This window comes from Corallococcus sicarius, from assembly GCF_003611735.1.
Taxonomy (GTDB): Bacteria; Myxococcota; Myxococcia; order Myxococcales; family Myxococcaceae; genus Corallococcus; species Corallococcus sicarius.
Genome location: NZ_RAWG01000144.1, coordinates 1 through 22,341, shown reverse-complemented (window position 1 = coordinate 22,341; position 22,341 = coordinate 1). Strand labels below are relative to the sequence as shown.

Sequence of the window (22,341 nt, the reverse complement as noted above, 5' to 3'; positions counted from 1 at the left end):
GGAGGAGGCAGGGCGCTGTCGGTGGGGCTTCGCATCGCGGAGGCTCGCCTCCAGCTTGAGGGCCCGGGCTGACAGCGGTATGTCAGGAATCCACGGCCATGCAGCGCACCGAGCGTCTTTTCGCCCTCGCGGAGTACCTGAGAGGCCGTCGTACCGGCGTCACCGCGGAGGTGCTGGCGGAGCGCTTCAACGTGACGGTGCGCACCATCTACCGGGACCTGGACGCGTTGCGCGCCGCGGCACTGCCGGTGGGGGCGGAGCGCGGCCGGGGCGGCGGGTACGCGTTGGACCGCAGCTACAGCCTGCCGCCGGTGAACTTCACCGCGCGCGAAGCGGCGCTGGTGGTGGCGCTGGGGCGCTTCGCCATCGACATGCGGCTGTTGCCCTTCACGGGGACGCTGGAGTCGGCGCTCGACAAGGTGCGCTCGGCGCTGTCCACGTCCGCGCAGCGTGAGCTCTTGGAGCGACTGCGGGAGCTGACGTTCCTGGGCGTGCCTTCGCTGCCCACGAAGAAGAACGTGCGCGAGGCGCTGGAGCGCGCGTGGTTCGAGCGCCAGCCGCTGCGCATCACCTACGTGGACGGCAACTTCCTGGAGACGACGCGCGAGCTGCGCATCGAGTCGGTGGTGATGGACCGGCACGAGACGCGGCTGGACGCGGTGGACCTCGCGTCTGGCGAGCGGCGCCACTTCCGGTTGGATCGCATCACGCGCGCCGAAGTCGTGGAGTGAAGTGGGGCCCCGCGCCCTTCAAGGGGAGGCGCGACGCCAGGGACCGGAACACCGCAAGCCGGCCCGCACCTCCATGCCGAGCGGACCGCGGAGGGCGATGATGGAGTGTTGAAGGAGGTCCCTCCCGTGTCCCAATCCCTTCCTCACGTGCGGGTCGCCATCGCGGGCGCTGGCTTCGCTGGACTGGGCATGGCCATCCGGTTGAAGCAGGTCGGCATCAATGACTTCCTCGTCTTCGAGCGGGCGGACGACGTGGGGGGCGTCTGGCGCGACAACGTCTATCCCGGCTGTGCGTGCGACGTGCAGTCGCTGCTGTACTCGTTCTCCTTCGTGCCGAATCCCGTCTGGTCGCACGTCTATTCGCCGGGCGCCGAGATTCAGGACTACCTGCGCGAGTGCGTGATGCGCTTCGGCCTGTCCCCGTTCCTGCGCTTCGGGCACGCCGTCCTCTCCGCGCGGTGGGACGCCGCCCGGCAGCACTGGCGGCTGGAGACCTCCCGGGGCCCCTTCACCGCGGACGTCTTCGTGTCCGCGGTGGGCGCGATGAGCGAGCCCCTCATCCCCCCGCTGCCCGGGCTGGAGCGCTTCCAGGGCAAGGTGATGCACTCGGCGCGCTGGGACATGGACTCCCCGCTGGCCGGGCGCACCGTGGGCGTGGTGGGCACGGGCGCGTCCTCGGCGCAGATCGTCCCGGCCATCCAACCCACCGTACCCTCCGCCGTCCGGCCTCCAGCCTACCTGCCAGGATGTAACGCATTGCGCTGAAGGGAGGGCTCGCAACTGGCACCCCCTGTTCTCCGATAATCTTCGCAAAGCCGTACTTTGAAGCTTGGGGAGAACTGTCATGGGGGTTGACGGAATTGGCCGGAGCGGTGCACGCCCGGCGCAGAACACGGAAGCTTCGCAGGCCGCGCGGACGGTGGTGAGCCCCCGGCCGGCGCAGGTGAACGCGAACCCCGTGGGCGATCTCTTCAAGGACGCCTTCGACAAGGCGAAGAAGGCGGACGCGGGCACCATCGGCGGCATCCTCGGTGGCATCCTCGGCGGTCCCGCGGGCGCCGGCCTTGGCGGTGCGATTGGTGGCGCCATCGGCGACGCCATCCAGGCCTCCAAGGACAAGGTGAAGCTGCAGGAGACGAAGGACGTCCTCAAGAACTCGCCGACCGGCGCCGCCGCGGTGAAGTACCTGGAGGACAAGAAGATCCCGGTGGAGTTCGCCGACGGCGGTGGCTCGTACTGGGACGGCAAGAAGATCGTCATCGACCGCAGCCAGGATCCGCAGGAAGCGGCCCTGACGCTGGTGCACGAGATCAACCACGCGAAGGCGACGATGGACGGCCCCCGCGCCGACATCAACACCCAGTCGCGCGCGGACTACGTGCAGACGCTGCTCGACGAGGAGACGCGCGGCACCGTCGACAGCATCAAGGCGAAGAACGAGCTGGTCGCCAACGGTGAGACGGTCACCGCCACCTTCCCGCTGGAGGCCGAGTACAACGCGGCCTCCTCCCAGGCCATCACCGACGCGAAGGCGAAGGACCCGTCCCTGACGGAGACGCAACTTCGTGAAATCGGCGACAAGGCGGGCTACGCTGCCGTGCTGGACGGCTTCAAGACGGGCAAGGTCGTGACCAGCACCAACGGTCAGAACTACCCCGACTACTACGGTCAGGGCTGGGACAAGGCGCACCCGTAAGCAGGCTGCATGCACCGGATCCTCGTCGCCGCCTTGTGGGTGCTGTCCGCCACTCACTGTGACACCGCCCGGCCTTCGAAGGCCGGGTCCCTGGAGGAACCGAAGGTGAATGCGGACGCCCAGACGTTGCAGCGCATCGAGCAGGTGGACCCGGTGCACGCCGGGACCATCAAGGAGAACCTGGCGGCGACGACGTTCACGCGTCAGCCGCTGGGCTTCTACAAGCGCTTCCAGCTGGTGACGGTGGAAGTGCGGCTGCCGCACCGGGCGCTGCGCTTCAAGTACGCGGACGACGGGAAGAGCGCCGTCAACCTCACGCCCGCCACCCCGGAGGCCCTCTACAAGGTCAACCAGGAGGAGGCGCTGACGCTGGAGGCCGCCGAAATCCCCGCGTACCTGCGCTTCTTCGTGGAGAACACCGAGGGCGGCAAGCGCCGGCTGGTGGAGCGCGCCGAGGACGTGCAGTGGCTGCCCGCCACGAACACGGACCCGACGCTCACCGCGCAGAAGGACGCTGCGGCCGCGAAGCTGCACCCCATCCAGGTCACCGACGGCGAAGAGGGCTTCAAGGCCTCGGCCGTGGTGCTCGTGGGCAACCAGCTGCTCGCGTGTGACTTCGTCATCCGCAAGAGCGGCAAGGTGCAGCTGGCGAAGCAGCAGGCCGTGGCCGACGCGCTGCCCGTCCCCTTCGCCCGCTGAAGCCCTCCGCCGGCTCCCGCGAGGTGCTTCCGGCACCTCACCGGGAGTCGGCCAGCGCCCGGATCGCACGGGCATGGCCCCGTGCCAGGTCCGCCTCCGGGAACAGCTCCAGGGGCTTCTGGGGCGGCACGCCCCGGGCCTCGCGATCCTCGCCCTTCGTGTCCGTGTAGTGCTCGTTTGACAGGTGCACCGTCCAGCCGTTGGGCAGGGGTTTGACGAGCACGTCGGAGAAGCAGCCCCGCGTGGCCGAGCCCACGTGGACCACCTGGGGCAACGCTCGCATCGCCAGGGTGAACACCTCGCCGGCGCTGACCGTCACGTCGCTCGTCACCAGGGACACGGGCCCGTGGAACGCGGGGCGCGACGTGGGCGTGAGGAAGAACTCCTGCGGCGGCACGTCCTTCGCCCCCCGCGCCCACTTGGAATACACATGCCGGCGCTGATCCGCGAAGCGCTCCGCGATCGCGCGCGCGACGCCGTCATGGCCGCCACGGTTGTTGCTCACGTCCACGATGACCCTGTCCGCTCCGGCGAAGGCCGTCATCACCTCGTCGAGCACGGGCTCCAGCGCGGCCAGCTCCTCCGCGAGCGTCGGCGCTTCCTCGCCGGACGTGGCGGCGAACCCGCCCATCGTCAGCACGTTGAGGTAGCCCACGCGAGGCGCTGCGAAGCCCCAGAGGATGCGCTGGTTCGCGACGTGGTGTCCCTCGCCGCGCAGCACCGTCTGGAGGATGCCGTCCCGGTATGCGCCCATCCATTCCTTCTGCACGGCCCGCATGGGGCGCTCCGTCCGCTGGGCCTCGCGCTCCAGCAGGGCGAAGGTCCCCGTGGCGCGCTCCTCGTAGCGGAGTGAGTCCGACGAAGCGTCGTCCGCCAGCAGCTCCACGTGCGAATCCCCCAGCGTCCGCAGCGCGTCCGCGAAGAGGGTGAACAACGCGGTGTCGTCCGTGTTGGGGTTGACGCGCGAACGCTGCGCTTCCAGGCGCGACATCCAGTCGGGGCTCCGTTCCGGGAAGAAGGCGTAGTGCTCCGCGAAGGTCGCCTGGAACACGTCGAACACCGCCGGGGCGCTCCAGGGCCCTTCGGTGTCGCAGCCGGGGGGCAGGGCGGCCACGCGGTCGAAGCGGTAGCGCGTCTCCCCGGGCGAGGAGAGGAAGTCCACGCTGTCCGCCGAGGGCCCCGGCTCCTGGAAGCCGAACAGCTCCATCAGCTCCGCCGACGACGACGGATCCGCATGACACCCCGCCGCCGTCTCGTGGTGCAGGCGCAGCCCCTGCGGCGTCACCGTGAGCAGCCACCCGTAGCCTCGGGAGCGCCACACGCCGAGCGTCTCCGGATGGGGCGCTCCGTCCTTCATCACGGGTGTCACGAGCCCAGGGCCCACGCCAGGTCCCACGGTGGAGCGGGGCGTGGCACAGGCGGCGGCGAGCAGGCCTGCGAGGACCAGCGGGACGAGGCGCGAGCGAAGCATGGGGACCTTCATGGCGCGGAGGTTTCCTTCATCCGACACCCCGGAGTGTGTGGGGCGGGCTGGGACAACGGGTGCGCTATAAACCCCGCCCGGGGTGGCGGTTGGCGGTGCCGCGCCCGTGGCGGGGAGACATCATGGGTGGAGTCGCTCGGAAGCTGGGATGGGCGCTGGTGGCGCTGGCCGGGGCGTTCAGCCTGGGCGTGGTGGCGCTGCACCGGGGAGAGTCCATCAACGCCATCTGGCTGGTGGTCGCCTCGGTCGCGGTGTTCATGCTGGGATATCGTTTCTACGGCCGGTTCATTGCCGAAAAAGCGCTGCGCCTGGACCCCACGCGCGCCACCCCCGCCGAACGCCGCAATGACGGCCTGGACTACGTGCCCACGGACCGGTGGGTGGTGTTCGGCCACCACTTCGCGGCCATCGCGGGCGCGGGGCCGCTCGTGGGGCCGGTGCTGGCGGCGCAGATGGGCTACCTGCCCGGCACGCTGTGGATCCTCGTGGGCGTGGTGGTGGCGGGCGCGGTGCAGGACTTCGTGACGCTGTTCCTGTCCATCCGCCGCGACGGCAAGTCGCTGGGCGACATGGTCCGGATGGAGCTGGGACCGGCGGCGGGCGTGACGGCGATGGTGGGCGTGCTGATGATCATGATGATCATCCTCGCGGTGCTGGCGCTGGTGGTCGTGAAGGCGCTGACGGCCAGCCCCTGGGGCACCTTCACCGTGGCGATGACCATCCCCATCGCCGTGTTGATGGGGCTGTACCTGCGCTACGTGCGCCCGGGCCGCGTGCTGGAGGTGTCCATCGTCGGCTTCGTGCTGCTGATGCTCAGCATCTACTTCGGCGGCCAGGTGGCCGAGTCCGCCGCGTGGGCGCCCGCGTTCACCTTCGACAGCAAGACGCTGGCGTGGCTGCTCATCGGCTACGGGTTCTGCGCGGCGGTGCTGCCGGTGTGGCTGCTGCTCGCGCCGCGCGACTACCTGTCCACCTTCCTCAAGATTGGCACCGTGCTGCTCCTGGCGGTGGGCATCGCGCTCGCCGCGCCGGACCTGCGCATGCCGGCGGTGACGCGGTTCGTGGACGGCTCCGGCCCGGTGTTCTCCGGCAGCCTGTTCCCGTTCCTCTTCATCACCATCGCGTGCGGCGCGGTGTCCGGGTGGCACTCGCTCATCGCGTCGGGCACCACGCCGAAGATGCTCGCCAGCGAGGCCGACGCGCGCATCGTGGGCTACGGCGGCATGCTGATGGAGGCCTTCGTGGCCATCATGGCGCTCATCGCCGCGTCGGTGCTGGATCCGGGCGTCTACTTCGCGATGAACTCGCCCGCCGCCCTGATTGGCACCACCGCGACGCAGGCGGCGCAGACCATCAGCCAGTGGGGCTTCGTCATCACGCCGGACGTGCTGGAGCAGACGGCGCGCGACATCGGAGAGACCACCATCCTGTCGCGCGCAGGCGGTGCGCCCACGCTGGCGGTGGGCATGGCGCAGATCCTCCACGGGCTCGTGTCCGGGCAGGGGATGATGGCCTTCTGGTACCACTACGCCATCCTCTTCGAGGCGCTCTTCATCCTCACCACCGTGGACGCCGGCACGCGCGTGGGGCGCTTCATGATCCAAGAGCTGGCGGGCCTGGTGTACGCGCCGCTCAAGCGCACGGAGTCCTGGGGCGCGAACCTGCTGGCCACCGCGCTGTGCGTGGGCGCGTGGGGCTACTTCCTCTACCAGGGCGTGGTGGATCCGCTGGGCGGCATCAACACGCTGTGGCCGCTGTTCGGCATCGCCAACCAGATGCTCGCCGCCGTGGCGCTCACGCTGGGGTGCGTGGCACTGGTGAAGATGAAGCGCGAGCGCTACGTCTGGGTGCCCGGCATCCCCGCCGCGTGGCTGGTGCTGTGCACGCTCACCGCCGGCTACCAGAAGGTGTTCGGCGGCGACGTGCGGGTGAGCTTCCTCGCCCACGCGCGCGCCTTCTCCCAGGCGGTGGCGGAGGGCCGCATCATCGCCCCCGCGAAGTCCGTGGAGGAGATGGAGCGCATCATCGGCAACGACTACCTGGATGCCGCCCTCACCGTGTTCTTCATGGCCGTGGTGGTCGCGACCCTCATCTTCGGCGTGCGCGCCATGCTCGCGGCCCGGCGCTCCACGGTGGCCACCTCGCACGAGACGCCCTACGTGGCCGCCGCCGTGGTGGAGCGCTCATGACGGACTTCGCGCGGACGCTCCAGCACGGGTGGCGCCAGGCCGTGCGCGTCGCGCGGCAGATGATTGGCGTGCCCGACTACGAGACCTATGTCGCCCACATGCGACGTCATCATCCGGACAGCGCGGTGATGACGTATGCGGAGTTTTTCAACGACCGCCTCGAAGCCCGCTATCGAGGCGGTGGCGGCCGCTGCTGCTGAAGCGATGAGTCGTTGAGTCCTCCGGACAAAACTGCTTAGTGGGATTTACGGGTCCAATCCGTGAAACCCATGACGCAGGAGTCATCCTTGTCTCGCATCGCATCACCGTTCCGCACGTTGGCGCTGGGCGCCGTGTTTCTCGCATCGTTGGGGGGCTGTTCCGGCCCGGGGGACGTTTCGCCGTCCGAGGCTTCCGAGGACCCGATGGGGGTCGTGGAGTCCCCGGCGCTGGCGACGCGCGTGGTGGGCTACCTGCCGACGTGGGCGGGGGACGTGAACACGCTGCCGTACAACAAGCTGAGCCACATCAACTACTCGTTCGTGCTGCCCACGGCGCAGGGTGGCATCACGGGCGTGAGCAGCGGGGACGCGCGGCTGCGCTCGCTGGTGACGCTGGCGCACGCGCAGGGCGTGAAGGTGCTCATTGCCGTGGGCGGCTGGAATGACGGCAACGACAGCGCCTTCGAGCAGCTGGCGGCGAACGCGAGCACGCGCACCGCGTTCGTGAACAACCTGGTGAACTTCGTCAACGCGGCCGGGCTGGACGGCGTGGACATCGACTGGGAGTACCCGGACCCCGGCACGTCGGGGAACAACTACGCGCTCCTGATGCGGGAGCTGGGCACCGCGATGCACAGCCGCGGCAAGCTGCTGACGGCGGCGGTGGTGGCGAACGGCTACACCGGCGGCGGCGTGCAGGCGTCGGTGTTCAGCGACGTCGACTTCCTCAACATCATGGCCTACGACGGCGGGCAGCCGCATTCGACGTACGACTACGGCGTCCAGTCGCTGAACTACTGGAAGGGGCGCGGGCTGCCGGCGTCCAAGGCGGTGCTGGGCGTGCCGTTCTACGGCCGCTCGCCGTCGAGCTACGTGGGGTACTCGGAGCTGGTCGCGCGCGACTCGCAGGCGCCCTACAAGGACAACGTCGGGGACGTCTATTACAACGGCATCGCCACCATCCAGGCCAAGACTCGGCTGGGCATGCAGAACGGCGGCGTGATGATCTGGGAGCTCAGCCAGGACACGTCCGGGAGCACGTCGCTGCTCAACGCCATCTACACCGTGGCGCAGGGGACGGGCGGGACGGGCGCCGTCCGGCTGGTGAACAAGGCCTCCGGGCGCTGCGTGGACATCTCCGGCCCCAGCACGGCGGACGGCGCCATCATCCACCAGTGGAGCTGCCACACCGGCCCCAGCCAGCAGTGGGCGATGGAGGCGACGGACAGCGGCTACTACCGCTTCGTGTCGCGTCACAGCGGCAAGGCGCTGGACGTGCGGGACGTCAGCAGCGCGGACGGCGCGGGGCTCCAGCAGTGGTCCTACTCCGGCGGCGGCAACCAGCAGTTCAAGCCCGTGGCGCTGGGCAACGGCTACCACCGGCTGGAGGCGCGCCACAGCGGCAAGGTGCTGGACGTGACGGGCTGCCAGGCCGGCAGCGGTGACGGCACGCTGCTGCAGCAGTGGACGTGGTCCAACAACGACTGCCAGCAGTTCCGGCTGGAAGCACAGTAGTCCGCGGCCCGGTGACAGGGTCGGTGCGTGTCGCCGTCCCTGTCACGGAGGTGTGTCGGGGTATCCGCGAGCTGACCCGTGGCGGTGGATTCCACGCGGTTTGCACACGGAGAAAATGCATTTTCAAGAGGGCGAAGAACGGGTGGCCCGGTTACACGGCTGCGCATTCCCTGACACGGCTGCGCAACCCAGCTCGTTTGAGTGCCCACGATGCATGCCTCGCCCTCCGCTCCTTCCCCTGAAGTGCCCTTCTCTCCGCCCCGCCGCGGCAGCCGCCTCAAGCGGTGGATCATCGGCGTGTTGGTCCTGCTCGCCATCTTCGTGGGGCTCGCCGCCATCAAGGGGGCCCAGATTGTCGCGATGATCAACGCCGGTGAGACCTTCGTGCAGCCGCCGGAGTCCGTCACGTCGGCGCAGGCGGAGTCCTTCGGGTGGCAGGCCGCGCAGGGCGCGGTGGGCACGGTGCTCGCGGTGCGCGGCGTGACGCTGAGCGCGGAGCTGCCGGGCGTCGTCAGCGACATCCGCTTCGAGAACGGCGCGTCGGTGAAGAAGGGCCAGGTGCTCGTCCAGCTCGACGCCTCCAGCGAGGCGGCCCAGCTGACCGGGGCCGAGGCGGACGCGCAGCTCGCGCGGCTCACCCGGGACCGCGTGGAGAAGCTGCTCGCCCAGGGCGCCAACACGCAGTCGGAATTGGATGCCGTCCGGGCGCGGGCGGTCCAGGCGGAGGCCGTGGTGGCCCACCTGAAGACGCTGCTCGCGAAGAAGGTCATCCGCGCGCCCTTCGAGGGCCGCATCGGCATCCGGCAGGTGGAGTTGGGGCAGCTCGTCTCGCCGGGCAACCCCATCGCTTCCCTGCAGTCCATCACCCCCGCGCTGGTGGAGTTCCAGCTTCCGCAGCAGGCGCTGGCGCAGGTGAAGCAGGGGCAGAAGGTGCGCCTGCGCGTGGACGTCTTCCCGGGGCAGACGTGGGAGGGGGAGCTCACCACCATCAACCCGGAGGTGGAGCTGTCCTCGCGCAACGTGCGCATGCGCGCCACCGTGCCCAACGCGGACGGACGGCTGCTGCCGGGCATGTTCGCCAACGTGGAGGTGCTCGCCGAGGCGAGCACCCCCGTGGTGGCCATCCCCGCCACCGCCGTGCTCTTCGCCCCCTACGGGGACTCCGTGTTCACGCTCGCCGAGGGCAAGGACGCCGCGGGCAAGAAGGCCCTCCTGGCGCGCCAGCAGTTCGTGCGGCTGGGGGAGCGGCGGGGCGACTTCGTGGAGGTGACGTCGGGCCTGACGGCCGGGCAGACCGTGGTGAGCAGCGGCGTCTTCAAGCTGAAGAACGGCGCGGCCGTCGTCCTCAACAACGCGCTGGCGCCGCCCGTCGAGGCCGCGCCCCAGCCCGTGAACCCGTAGGGATGAGGAAGGCGAACCCATGAACTTCACCGCCCTCTTCATCCGGCGCCCCGTCGTGGCGCTGGTGGTCAACCTCCTCATCATCATCGCGGGCCTGCAGGCCCTGCGCTCCCTCAACGTGCGGCAGTACCCGCGCAGCGAGAACGCCGACATCATCGTCACCACGGCCTATATCGGCGCCAACGCGGAGCTGGTGCGCGGCTTCATCACCACGCCGCTGGAGCGCGTCATCGCCGCGGCGGACGGCATCGACTACGTGGAGTCCCAGAGCCTGCAGGGCGTCTCCATCGTCCGCGCCCGGCTCAAGCTCAACTACGACTCCAACCGCGCCTTGAGCGAAATCAGCGCCAAGGTCGATCAGGTGAGAGGCGACCTGCCGCCCGAGGCGCAGGTGCCGGTGCTCGGCATCGAGTCCGCGGACAGCCAGTTCGCCGTCGCCTACCTCAACTTCACCTCCGACTTCCTCCAGCAGAACGAGCTGTCCGACTACCTGGTGCGCGTGGTGCAGCCGCGGCTGTCCTCGGTGGAAGGCGTGCAGCGCGCGGACATCCTCGGCGCGCGCACGTTCGCGATGCGGGTGTGGATGAAGCCGGACCGGATGGCCGCGCTCAACGTCAGCCCCTCGCAGGTGCGGCAGGCGCTCGCCGCCAACAACTCGCTCGCGGCCGTGGGCCAGACGAAGGGTTCGCTCGTCCAGGTGAACCTCACGACCAACACGAGCCTGCGCTCGGTGGAGGAGTTCAAGCAGCTCGTGGTGCGGCGGGATGGCGGCGCGGTGGTGCGGCTGTCGGACATCGCGGACGTGGTGCTGGGAGCCGAGGACTACGACACGGACGTCACGCTCAGCGGGAAGACGGCCGTCTTCATCGGCATCTGGTCGCTGCCCAACGCCAACTCGCTGGAGGTCATGCAGCGCATCCGCGATGAGATGGGCGCGCTGCAGCGGGAGATGCCGGAGCAGATTGACGGCAGCATCGCCTTCGACGGGACGGAGTACATCCAGAACGCCATCGACGAGGTGGTGTCCACGCTGGGCGAGACGCTGCTCATCGTCGTGGTGGTCATCTTCCTCTTCCTGGGCTCCGTGCGCTCCATCCTGGTGCCGGTGGTGGCCATCCCGGTGTCGCTCATCGGCACGGTGTTCCTGATGCAGGTGTTCGGCTTCACGGTGAACCTGCTCACGCTGCTCGCCGTGGTGCTGTCGGTGGGGCTCGTCGTGGACGACGCCATCGTCGTGGTGGAGAACGTGGAGCGTCACCTGCGCGACGGGCTGCGCCCGGTGGACGCCGCCCTCAAGAGCGCGCGGGAATTGGTGGGCCCCATCATCGCGATGACGCTCACGCTCGCCGCCGTCTATGCGCCCATCGCGTTCCAGGGCGGGCTCACGGGCTCGCTGTTCCGTGAGTTCGCGCTCACATTGGCTGGAGCGGTGGCCCTGTCGGGCGTGGTGGCGCTGACGCTCTCACCCATGATGTCCGCCGCGCTCCTGCGGGCGGGCCATGAGGACAAGGGGCTCGCGGGCGTGGTCAACCGCGCCTTCGAGCGGCTGCGGGGCGCGTACGCCCGCACCCTGGACCGCTCGCTGGAGACCCGGGGCCCCGTCTATGCCGCGTGGGTGGTGCTGAGCCTGCTCGCCGTCGTGATGTTCACCCAGTCGCCGCGGGAGCTGGCCCCGACGGAGGATCAGGGCATCGTGTTCGGCATCGTCAGCACCCCGTCCAACTCCACGTTGGATCAGCTGGCGCCGTCCACCCGCCAGGTGAGCAAGACGCTGATGGAGATGCCGGAGTCGGACTTCATCTTCCAGATCATGAGCCCGGGCAACGGGTTCTGGGGTCTGGCGCTGAAGCCCTGGGAGCAGCGCCAGCGCTCGGTGGCGCAGGTGCTGGCGGAGACGCAGGAGCGGGTGAACGTCCTGCCGGGCGTGCAGACCTTCGCCATCCAGCCTTCCGCGCTGCCGGGTGGTGGCAACTTCCCGGTGGAGTTCGTCATCGCCTCCACGGCGGAGGCGGAGGAGCTGCTGGGGTTCGCGCAGCAGCTCCAGGAGAAGGCGACGCAGAGCGGGCTGTTCGCCTTCCCGCCCATCATCGACGTGAAGCTGGACCAGCCCCAGTCGGAGGTGGAGCTGGACCGGGAGAAGGTCGCGCAGCTGGGGTTGAACCTGGGGACGGTGGGACAGGACCTGGGCGCGGCGGTGGGCGGCAACTACGTCAACCGCTTCAACATCGCGGGCCGCAGCTACAAGGTCATCCCGCAGGTGCTGCGGACCTCCCGGCTCAATCCAGAACAGCTCAAGGACATCCACGTCACCGGGCCCGACGGCAAGCTCGTGGCCCTGTCGTCCATCGCGTCGCTGCGGGAGACGGTGGCGCCCCGGTCGCTCAACCGCTTCCAGCAGCTCAACGCCGTGAAGCTGAGCGGCGTGGCCATCCGGCCTTTGGATGAGGCGCTCACCTACCTGGAGACGGAGGCCGCGCGCATCCTGCCCGCGGGCTACCGCATCGACTACACGGGCGAGTCGCGGCAGCTGCGCGTGGAGGGCAACACGTTCCTCCCGGCGTTCATGCTCGCGGTGGTGCTCATCTTCCTGGTGCTCGCGGCCCAGTTCAACAGCTTCAGGGATCCGTTCATCATCCTCGCCGGCTCCGTGCCGCTGGCGCTCTTCGGCGCGATGATGACCACGTTCCTGAAGATGCCGAACCCGACGATGCCGTACTTCACCGACAGCTTCACCACCACGCTCAACATCTACTCGCAGGTGGGGCTGGTGACGCTGGTGGGGCTCATCGCGAAGAACGGCATCCTGATTGTCGACTTCGCCAACCGGCTCCAGGAGGAGGGCAGGACGAAGCTGGAGGCGGTGCGGGAAGCGGCCTCCGAACGGCTTCGCCCCATCCTGATGACGACGGTGGCGACGGTCGCCGGCCACTTCCCGCTGGTGCTGGTGTCAGGGCCGGGCGCGGCGGCGCGCAACAGCATCGGGCTGGTGCTCGTCACCGGCATGGCCCTGGGCACGGTCTTCACCCTCTACTTCGTGCCGGCCATCTACCTGCTCATCGCCCGCACGCGCACCGTGCCCGCCGTCCGCGAACTCGCCGACCCCGAGCCCATCAGGCCCGCGGTCGCCGAGCACTGAGCCCGTTCTACCTGCGCGCCCGCGGTTACTTCACGGGCGCGCACCTCGCGGCGCCGAACGTGGACGCGAAGTAGGGCGTGTAGAGGTCGGGAGCCAGGGGAGGGAGGGACGATGAATCCGGTGGTGAAGTCTCGGTGGCAACACCTCGCCCCCATCCTCGCGGCCCTCGGCCTGGGGTGCGCCACCATCGCCATGGACACCGAGACGGACTGCATCCAGCGTCACCCAGGCATGCCCGAGGCGTGCGGACTTACCGCCTCCGAGGCCGCCGTCATCATGGCTGCCGGCGTCGGCGCCACCGGCACGCACGGCCAGGCCGAGGGATGGGACGACTCACACAACGCGGAGTTGCCGGAGTGGAAGCGCCGCTGCATCCGAGCCTATGGCGATTGCAAGGACAACGAATGGGTAGGGCCCTGCTACGAATGCCTTCGTTACTGTGAGGGCCAGCACGAATGGCCCGCGAAGATGTGCAGCCCGCGAAAGAGGAGGCGGTAGATGTCGGACCAGGACTGGCGCGCTACTCAGGCTCTCGCACGCCGGGTGCTTCGCGAGGGCGCACCGCTGGTCCTCACGGATGACGTGCGTGCGCTCCTCCTGCGCACCGCGCGAGAGGTCGCCATCACCGATGCGGTGGAGGCTCTGCGCACCGAAGCTGGCGCGCTGGCCCTGCTTGCCGAAGCATCGCGGCGCATCACCGACGGGTCCAATCGACTGATGGACGCCCTCCACCGGATGTACCGCCACCAGCGGGCAGGCAACTACGACGAAGCGCGCCAGGAGATGCGGGACGTGCTCGCCGTCGAAGTCGTCCCCTACTACCGCGAAACGGCTCAGGGACAACTGGACGACATGGCCGACGAGCCGTGACAGCCAGGGCGCGGCGCCAACGCGGCACCGCGCCCTGAGCCCTGCGCGCCCGTGGTTACTTCACGGCGCGCACTTCGCGGCGCCGAACGTGGACGCGAAGTAGGGCGTGTAGAGGTCGGGGGCCAGGGTGAAGTTGCAGGTGTTCACCGTCTCCGGCGCCAGGCCCTGGTGCGACTGCATGTAGCGCGCGACGTAGTCACGCACGCCGTCCGCGGAGGTCCACAGCACGCGGCCCTCCTTGAACATGCTGTAGCCGCCGCCGCCGCCCGCGCGGTAGTTGTTGATGGCGACGCGGAAGACTTGGTCGTCGGTGACGTTCTGGCCCTGGAAGCGCAGGTGCGTGAGCCGGGATCCGGCGGGCTTCGTGAGGTCGTAGCCGTACTCGATGCGCGAGTAGAGGTCCCAGTTGAAGTCCGCCACGGGGGGCGTGGTGGCCTTCGCGTCCGCGGGCTTCGCGGGCAGGTTGGCCGCGTCCAACTGCTTGAAATAGAGGGTGTTCATCTCCAGCGCACGCCGGAGGATGGAGCCGTTGATCTCCATCACGTACAGCGTGTTGTCGTAGATGTAGATGCTGTAGGCGTCGCGCAGGGTGACGTCACCCGCGGGCAGCGACACATCGTTGGTGAAGATGGCGGACAGGGACAGGTCCACGTCGTAACCGGCCTCGTGCGCGGCCTCCTCCTGGACGGTGTTGATGAGGTCGGACAGGGCGCTGTCCACGTAGCGCGCGGCATAGCCGCCCGGGAACACCGCCGTGGTGGTTCCAATCTTCTGGTTCACGTAGGCGACCGTGGTGTCGTGGTAGGTCTGGATGAGCTGCGTGACGGTGGCGTCCGCCGTCACCGTGTCGTCCACGGCGTGGAGCCCGGCGTCGTGGCTGCCCACGGCCCAGTGGTCTTCCTTCCAGGTGACGTTGAGCTGGACGTTCGCCAGGTGGCTGCCCCAGCGGTTGGGCTGGGTGAGCAGGACCTCGCTGCCGTCCTGCTGCTTCAGCAGCATCTTCGGGATGGGCTGATGGGTATGGCCGGTGAGCATCACGTCCACGTCGGGCACGCCCAGGGCAATCTGCACGGCCTCGTTCTCACCGGGGAGGTTGCCGCGGTCAGCCCACTTGGACGCATCCGCGTAGTCCGCGAGCCAGGAGTCGGGGCTGCTCGCGCTGCCGGTGGGCTGCTTGTCCGGGCCGCTGTGGATGGCCACCACCACCACGTCCGCGCCCTCCGCCTTCATCCTCGGCACGTAGAGCTTCGCGGTCTCCAACGGGCTGTCGAAGCGCAGGCCGGGGATGTTCTCCGCGCGCTCCCACGTCGCCACGCCGGGCGTCACGAGGCCGAGGATGCCGACCTTCACGTCGCACACCGTCTTGATGATGTAGGGCGTGAAGGCCTCCGAGCCGTCCACGCTCTTGCGCACGTTGGCGCCCAGCAGGGGGAAGTTGGCCTCGCTCTTGAACTTGTTGAGGACGTCCAGGCCGTAGTTGAACTCGTGGTTGCCCAGGGCCATGGCGGTGTAGCCCAGCTCGTTCATTGCGAGGGCCATGGGGTGCTTGGGCGTGTTGTCCACGAGGGCATAGTAGGTGCCGAGCGGCGTGCCCTGGATGGTGTCGCCGGTGTCGAAGAGCAGCGTGCAGTCCGGGTTCTTCGCCCGCTCCTGCTTGACGAGCGTGGCCACCTTGGCGACGCCGCGCTTCACGTCGGGTTTCCCGGTGAAGTAGTCCCACGGGAAGATGTTGGTGTGCAGGTCGCTCGTCTGGAGCAGCGTGAGCGTGCGCGGCGAGGTGTCCTTCACGGGCGGGGGCAGCGGCTCGGGCGGCCCGTCGTTGGAGTCACAGGCGGTCAGCAGCGAGCCGGCGGCCACGAGGCTGAAGGAGGTGGTGCGCAGCGCGCGCATCAGGATGGGAAGACGCATCAGGAGACCTCGACGAAGAGTAAGGCCGGGAAGAACCGCCCGGCGCGGCGGCACCCTAACGGTTCTCTTCCGAGGCCCCTCCGGAATTCGCGGTGCCCTGAGCCTTCGCAATGGCCTCGCGGAGCCGCGCGGCGAGCACCTCCACGTGGGGCGGCTTGAGGAACGTGTAGTGATCTCCCGGCACCTTGCGCACGTCCAGCCCACCGGGCGCGAAGGGCTCCCAGCCGTGGTCCCAGCGTGACTGCTCCGCTTCGAACAGCGTGAAGGGGCCCGCGTCCTTCGGCGGCTCGTAGGTCCAGGCTGCTTGCAGGTGGTGTTCGAAGACGCGGCGCAGGGTCTGGAGGGGCTGCTCCGGGGAGTCTTCGACGGCGAGCAGGGGTTGACCCGCGGCCTGGCGCAGGTCCTCCAGGAAGAGGGCGTTCAACCTCTCCTTGCCGCTCTCGTCCGAAGGGTCCCCGGTGTGCAGCCGCGCGGACGTGTCCAGCAGGGCGAGCAGCGCCACCGTCTCCCCCTCGCGGCGGAGCTGGTGCGCCATCTCCCACGCGATGCTGCCGCCCATCGACCAGCCTCCCAGCAGGTAGGGGCCTCGCGGTTGGACCGCTCGCACCGCCTTCACGTACAGGGCCGCCATCTCCGGGATGGATTCGCAGGGGGGCTCGGCGCCGTCCAGGCCTCGCGCCTGGAGCGCGTAGAACGGTTGCTCCGGCCCCAGCGCCCGGGCCAGCTCCGCGTAGGGCATGACGTTGCCTCCCACCGCGTGGACGCAGAAGAAGGGGCGCCCTCCCGTGCCCGCCTGGAGCTGGACCATGGGCGTCCAGGGGGCGGTGTCGTCCCGCAGCAGGGCCGCGAGGTGCTCCACCGTCGCGTTCTGGAAGAGCGCTGACACGGGCAGGGGCCGGCCCAGCCTGGAACGGATGGCCGACTGCAAGCGCAGCGTCAGCAGCGAGTGCCCTCCCAGCTCGAAGAAGTTGTCGCGCACGCCGACAGGGTGCACGCCCAGCACCTCCTCCCAGATGCGCACGAGCTGCAGCTCCAGCGGCGTGCGCGGGCCCACCCAGGCCCGCGTGGAGTCACGGCCTCCCTCCGGCGCCGGCAGGGCCTTGCGGTTCACCTTGCCCGACGGCGTCAGCGGCAGGGCCTCCAGCGCGACCCAGCGCGTGGGCACCATGTATTCAGGCAGGCGGTCCTTGAGGAAGCCTCGCAGCGCGGTGAGGTCCAGGGACTTCGGCCAGGCGCCCACCACCCACGCCACCAGCCGCTTCTGGCCGGCCCCGTCATCCCTCGCGTCCACGATGCAGTCGCGCACCTCCGGGTGCTGCGCCAGCGCGGCCTCCACCTCGCCCAGTTCGATGCGGAAGCCGCGCACCTTCACCTGCGCGTCGCGGCGGCCGAGGAACTCCAGCGTGCCGTCCGGCAGGTGCCGGGCCCAGTCGCCCGTGCGGTACAGCCGGGCTCCCGGCTCGGGGCTGAACGGATCCGGGAGGAAGCGGTCGGCGGTGAGGTCGGGCTGGTTGAGGTAGCCCCGGCCGACCTGGGCCCCGCCCACGTACAGCTCCCCCGTCACGCCTCGCGGCACCGGTTGCAGGTGCGCGTCCAGGAGGCGCACGGCGACGTTGATCAGCGGCCGGCCAATGGTGGGCAGGTCCGGCCAGGCCGACGGGTCCCCCTTCAGCGTGAGCGACGTCGCCGCGTGGGCTTCGGACGGGCCGTAGTGGTTGTGCAGCACGGCGCCGGTGCGCTTCATGAAGCGCCGGAGGGCGGGCGTCATGCGCAGCTGCTCGCCCGCCACCATGATCTCCCGCACCCTCGTGGGGAAGGGGCCCTCGCGCTCGGCCACCTCCGCGAGGTTCTGGAGCGCGACGAAGGGCATGAAGAACCGCTCGATGCCCGCGCCCTCCAGCAGCGCGAGCAACTGCGTCGCGTCGCGGCGGACTTCCTCGGTGAGCAGCACCAGCTCTCCGCCCGCCGCCCAGGTGGAGAACAGCTCCTGGAAGCACACGTCGAAGCTCAGCGCGGAGAACTGGAGCGTGCGCGCCCCGGGCGCCACCGAGTCCCCCAGCTGCCAGTGGATCAGATTCACCAGCGCCTCGCGGTGCATCGCGATGCCCTTCGGCGTCCCGGTGGAGCCGGAGGTGAAGATGACGTAGGTGAGCGCCTGCGCGGTGCCCTCGGGCTCCGGCCGGGTGTCGGGCTCGCGGGCGAGGAGGTCCGCCTGGGTGTCCAGCTCCAGCACCGGCGTGCCGTCTCCCGGCAGCGCGTCACGCAGCTCGCGCGTCGTGAGCAGCACCGTCGCCCCCGACGCCTGGAGCATCGCGGTGAGCCGCTCCGGGGGATACGCCGGGTCGAGCGGGACGTAGGCGCCGCCCGCCTTGAGCGTCCCCAGCACGGCCACGGCCAGCTCCAGCGAACGGCGCAGGTGGATGCCCACGCGGACGTCGGCGCCCACGCCGCGCTTGCGCAGGTGGTGCGCGAGCTGGTTGGCGCGCCGCTCCATCTCGCCATAGGTGAGCGTCCGGTCGCCGAAGCGCACCGCGATGGCGTCGGGCGTGCGCGTGGCCGTGGCCTCGAAGAGCGCGTGGACGCTGGACACGGCGGGGTAGGACTCCTGCCGGAGCGTCCACTCCGTGAGCTGCCGCTGTTCGGCGTCGCTGAGCAGCGGCAGGGTGGCCAGCGGCGCATCCGGCGCCGCGAGCGCCCCTTCGAGCAGGCGCGTGTAGTGGTCCGCGAACCGCGCCACCGTGGCCTCGTCGAAGAGGGCGGTGTTGTACTCCCAGACGCTCGACCAGCCCCCGGGCGTCTCGCGCACGAAGAGGGTGAGGTCGAACTTCGCCATACCCGGCTCGAAGGCGATGAAGTCCACGGAGACGCCGGGCAGCTCCCACGGCGCGGCGCCGTTCTGGAAGACGAACATCACCTGGAACAGCGGGGAGCGGCTCAGGTCGCGCGTGGGCACGAGCGCATCCACGAGCTGCTCGAAGGGCATGTCCTGGTGGGCATAGGCGCCCAGGCAGGCCTCCCGCACGCGGCCCAGCAGCGCCCGGAAGCTCTCCGCGCCGGATGCATCCACGCGCAGGGCCAGGGTGTTGGTGAAGAAGCCGATGAGGTTCTCCACCTCGCGCCGGCCGCGCCCCGCGATGGGCGTGCCGATGATGAGGTCGTCCTGCCCGCTGTGCCGCGCGAGCAGGGCATGGAAGCCCGCGAGCAGCAGCATGAAGGGCGTGACGCCCGCATCGCGTGCCAGGGCCTGGACGGAGGCGGGCAGCGAGGCGGGCAGGGGGCGGGGAAGCTGGAGCCCCTGGAAGGACTGCACCGCGGGGCGCGGCCGGTCCGTGGGCAGCTCCAGCGCCAGCGGTGCCCCTTCGAGCTGCTGCTTCCACCACGAGCGCTGCGACTCCAGGACCTCCCCCTGCATCACCTGCCGCTGCCAGTGCGCGAAGTCCGGGTACTGCACCGGCAGCTCCGGCAGGGCCGTGGGCTCGTCGCGCAGGCGCGCGGAGTAGAGCGTCTTCAGCTCGCGCACCAGGATGTCGATGGACCAGAAGTCACACACGATGTGGTGCATGACCAGGAGCAGGCCGTGACGGTCGGGCGCCGTGCGGACCAGCGTGGCGCGCACCAGCGGCCCGCGCTCCAGGTCGAAGGGCTTGCGCACCTCCGCCTCCGCGCGCTCGCGCAGCGCGGTGTCCACGTCCTCCACCAGGGTTTCGAGCGCGAGCGTCAGGGGTTGATGCGCGGCCACCCGCTGCACCGGCTGACCGTGCTCCTCGCAGAACGTGGTGCGCAGCGCTTCGTGGCGCTGGACCAGCGCATCGAGCGCGAACTCCAGCGCGGCGACGTCCAGCGGGCCCTGGAGCCGCAGGAAGAAGGGCACGTTGTACGCGGACCCCTGCGGATCCAACCGCGCGAGGAACCACAGGCGCTGCTGCGCGAAGGACAGGGGCAGGGGTTCTTCATGGGATACGGGGACGACGGGCGGTGGCTGCGGACCGCGCTCCCGCTGTCCCAGGGCCTCCAGCCGCTCCGCGAACCGGGCCACCGTGGGGGCCTCGAAGAGCAGGCGCACGGGCACGTCCTGCTGGAGCACGTCGCGCAGTCGTGACACCACGCGCGTGGCGAGCAGGGAGTGTCCCCCCAGTTCGAAGAAGTGGTCGTGCGCTCCCACGCGGCGCACGCCCAGGAGCGGTGCCCACAGCTCCGCCACCAGCGCTTCCCAGCCTTCGCGCGGCGCCACGTAGGAGTCCTGCCCCGCGGTCCCCGCGTCCGGCGCGGGCAGGGCCTTGCGGTCCACCTTGCCTGACGGCGTCAGCGGCAGTTGCACCAGCTTCACGAAGGCGGACGGCACCAGGTGCGAAGGCAGCCTCGCCGCGAGGCTCGTGCGCAGCGCGCCTGGGTCCACCTCCGCGCCGACGACGTAGGCCACGAGGCGCTTGTCGCCGGGGGCGTACTCGCGCACGACCACCACCGCGTCCTTCACGCCCGGGGACTCCTTGAGGGCGGTTTCGATTTCTCCCGGCTCGATGCGGAAGCCGCGCACCTTCACCTGCGAGTCGTTCCGGCCGAGGAAGTCGAGCACTCCGTCGGCCCGCCACCGCGCCCGGTCTCCCGTGCGGTACAGCCGCGCTCCGGGCGTGGTGCTGAACGGGTGCGGGACGAAGCGCTCGGCGGTGAGCGCCGGCTGGTGCAGGTAGCCCCACGCCAGCCCGTCACCTCCCACGTACAGCTCGCCCGCCACGCCCACCGGCACCGGCGCTCCCCGTGCGTCGAGCACGTAGGCGGTGGAGTGGGAGATGGGCCGCCCGATGGGCACCGGGCGCTCCAGGTCCTTCGCGTCCGTCACGTTGAAGGTGGTGGAGTAGGCCGTGTTCTCCGTGGGGCCATAGGCGTTGATGACGCCCCGGCCCGCCTCCAGCAACCGCCGCGCGGCCACGGGGGACAGCACGTCCCCGCCCGTCATCACCTGCCGCACGCGCGCGAGCGCCTGGGGCTGCGCCAGCGTCATCTGCTCGAAGAGGGCGGTGGTGAGGAACAGCGTGGTGATGCCCTGGCGCTCCAGCGTCTGGGCCAGCTCCTCCAGGGAAGGCTGGTGCGCTCCCATGACCACCAGCTTCGCGCCGTGGAGCAACGCGCCCCACAGCTCCACCGTCGACGCATCGAAGGCGCTGGGCGCGAGCTGGAGGCAGACCTCGTCCGGCCCGAACCGCGCGAAGGACACGCCCTTCACCAGGCGCACCACGCCCCGGTGCGGGATGCAGACGCCCTTGGGCCGGCCGGTGCTGCCGGACGTGTACATGACGTACGCCAACGCCTCGGCCGGCACCGCGATGCGGGGCGCCTCCACGGACTCCCTCGCGAAGGGGCTCCACGAGGGGTCCAGCACCACCACGCGCGCGTCCAGCGCCGGCAGCTTCGACTCCAGGCCCGGCTGTACCAGCAGCACCGGAAGCCGCGTGTCCCGGGCCATGAAGCCCAGGCGTTCGGCCGGGTACGCCGGATCCAACGGGACGTAGGCCCCGCCGGCCTTGAGGATGGCCAGCGTGGCCACGACCAGCTCCAGCGAGCGGCCGGTGCACAGCCCCACGAGCGTGCCCACCTCCACGCCACGCTTTCGCAGGTGATGCGCGAGCTGGTTCGCGCGGGCATCCAGCTCCGCGTACGTCAGCCGGCGGCCCTCGAACTCCACCGCGATGGCGTGGGGCGCGCGCGCGACCTGCTCCTCGAAGAGCGCGGGCAGCGACGCCTCACGCGGGGAGTCCGCGCGGGTGTCGTTCCACGTCTCCAGCAGCCGCTGGCGCTCCTCCGTGGAGAGCAGCGTGAGGTGGGAGAGGGGCCGCTCGAACTCCGCGACGGCCGCTTCGAGCAGGCGCGTGTAGTGCTCCGCCATGCGCGCCACCGTGGCCTCCTCGAAGAGGGCGGTGTTGTACTCCCAGAGGAAGGCGAGGCCCTCCGGCGTCTCCTGCGCGATGAGGGTGAGGTCGAACTTCGCCATCCCCGTCTCCACGTCCAGCGCTTCCACCGACAGGCCCGGCAGCGTCTGGCCCGTGGGGCTGGCGGCGTTCTGGAGCACGAACATCACCTGGAACAGCGGCGTGCGGCTCGGGTCCCGCTCCAGGTGCAGCGCGTTCACGAGCTGTTCAAAGGGCAGGTCCTGGTGCGCGAAGGCCCCCAGGCTGACATCGCGCACGAGGCCCACGAGGTCGCGGAAGCTCGTGTCCGGGGAGGCCTGGATGCGCAGCGGCAGCGTGTTGATGAAGAAGCCGATGAGCCCTTCGAGCTCCCGGCGCTGACGGCCCGCGAGCGGCGCGCCAATCACCAGGTCGTCCTGGCCGCTGTAGCGGGAGAGCAGCGCGTGGAAGCCCGCGAGCAGCGTCATGAAGGGCGTCACGCCGTAGCGCTGGCCCAGCGCCTCGACGGCCCGGGACAGCGCGGGCGATGCGCGCCAGGGCAGGTGCGCGCCCTGGAACGTCTGCACCGCCGGACGCGGCAGGTCCGTGGGCCTGTCTCTTTTACACATCT

14 protein-coding genes are annotated in these 22,341 nt (G+C 70.0%); 11 read left to right on the top strand and 3 right to left on the bottom strand.

The annotated features are described in order from the left end of the window. Positions 1-98 precede the first annotated feature (98 nt). From D7X12_RS22000 to D7X12_RS21985, 4 genes are all read left to right on the top strand, one after another. Positions 99-731 (top strand): helix-turn-helix transcriptional regulator, encoded by a 633-nt coding sequence (locus D7X12_RS22000; protein ID WP_120627242.1) that lies wholly within the window; start codon positions 99-101, stop codon positions 729-731. A 126-nt stretch (positions 732-857) separates the two neighbouring features. Then, positions 858-1,496 (top strand): flavin-containing monooxygenase, encoded by a 639-nt coding sequence (locus D7X12_RS21995; RefSeq protein ID WP_244224711.1) that lies wholly within the window; start codon positions 858-860, stop codon positions 1,494-1,496. Between the two features lie 79 nt (positions 1,497-1,575). Continuing rightward, entirely contained in the window at positions 1,576-2,427 is an 852-nt protein-coding gene (locus D7X12_RS43765; protein WP_208719208.1) for a hypothetical protein, read from the top strand. Between the two features lie 105 nt (positions 2,428-2,532). After that, positions 2,533-3,126 (top strand): hypothetical protein, encoded by a 594-nt coding sequence (locus tag D7X12_RS21985; RefSeq protein ID WP_147443766.1) that lies wholly within the window; start codon positions 2,533-2,535, stop codon positions 3,124-3,126. A gap of 37 nt (positions 3,127-3,163) precedes the next feature. Here the strand turns inward: D7X12_RS21985 and D7X12_RS21980 are convergent, their stop codons facing one another. Further along, the gene (locus D7X12_RS21980; RefSeq protein WP_120627240.1) at positions 3,164-4,609 is read right to left on the bottom strand and encodes a S41 family peptidase; all 1,446 of its coding nucleotides are present in this window, start codon (positions 4,607-4,609) and stop codon (positions 3,164-3,166) included. Positions 4,610-4,731: 122 nt separating this feature from the next. Between D7X12_RS21980 and D7X12_RS21975 the strand changes: the two genes are divergently transcribed. From D7X12_RS21975 to D7X12_RS21945, 7 genes are all read left to right on the top strand, one after another. Continuing rightward, positions 4,732-6,798, top strand: coding sequence for a carbon starvation CstA family protein (locus tag D7X12_RS21975; protein ID WP_120627239.1), 2,067 nt, complete (start codon positions 4,732-4,734; stop codon positions 6,796-6,798). Continuing rightward, positions 6,795-6,998, top strand: a complete 204-nt coding sequence (locus D7X12_RS21970) for a YbdD/YjiX family protein (protein WP_120627238.1) — start codon at positions 6,795-6,797, stop codon at positions 6,996-6,998. Before D7X12_RS21975 ends, D7X12_RS21970 begins: the two co-directional genes overlap by 4 nt. Positions 6,999-7,085: 87 nt before the next feature. Further along, on the top strand, positions 7,086-8,513 hold the full coding sequence (locus tag D7X12_RS21965) for an RICIN domain-containing protein (RefSeq protein ID WP_208719207.1): 1,428 nt from the start codon (positions 7,086-7,088) through the stop codon (positions 8,511-8,513). Positions 8,514-8,723: 210 nt separating this feature from the next. Next, entirely contained in the window at positions 8,724-9,914 is a 1,191-nt protein-coding gene (locus D7X12_RS21960) for an efflux RND transporter periplasmic adaptor subunit (protein WP_120627236.1), read from the top strand. A gap of 19 nt (positions 9,915-9,933) precedes the next feature. Then, positions 9,934-13,050: an efflux RND transporter permease subunit gene (locus tag D7X12_RS21955; protein ID WP_120627235.1), complete on the top strand. Its 3,117-nt coding sequence runs from the start codon at positions 9,934-9,936 to the stop codon at positions 13,048-13,050. A gap of 111 nt (positions 13,051-13,161) precedes the next feature. Beyond that, positions 13,162-13,548: a hypothetical protein gene (locus D7X12_RS21950; protein WP_208719205.1), complete on the top strand. Its 387-nt coding sequence runs from the start codon at positions 13,162-13,164 to the stop codon at positions 13,546-13,548. Beyond that, a complete protein-coding gene (locus D7X12_RS21945; RefSeq protein WP_120627234.1) occupies positions 13,549-13,920 on the top strand; it encodes a DUSAM domain-containing protein in 372 nt (123 codons plus the stop codon). It abuts the gene before it with no gap. A 60-nt stretch (positions 13,921-13,980) separates the two neighbouring features. Here D7X12_RS21945 and D7X12_RS21940 read toward each other — a convergent pair whose 3' ends face one another. Beyond that, positions 13,981-15,828 carry a bifunctional metallophosphatase/5'-nucleotidase gene (locus D7X12_RS21940; RefSeq protein ID WP_120627233.1) on the bottom strand — a complete coding sequence of 616 codons (1,848 nt, stop codon included), beginning with the start codon at positions 15,826-15,828 and terminating at the stop codon, positions 13,981-13,983. Between the two features lie 55 nt (positions 15,829-15,883). After that, complete coding sequence (locus D7X12_RS21935; RefSeq protein ID WP_120627232.1) at positions 15,884-22,339, bottom strand: non-ribosomal peptide synthetase; 6,456 nt, start codon at positions 22,337-22,339, stop codon at positions 15,884-15,886. Between the last annotated feature and the right edge of the window lie 2 nt (positions 22,340-22,341).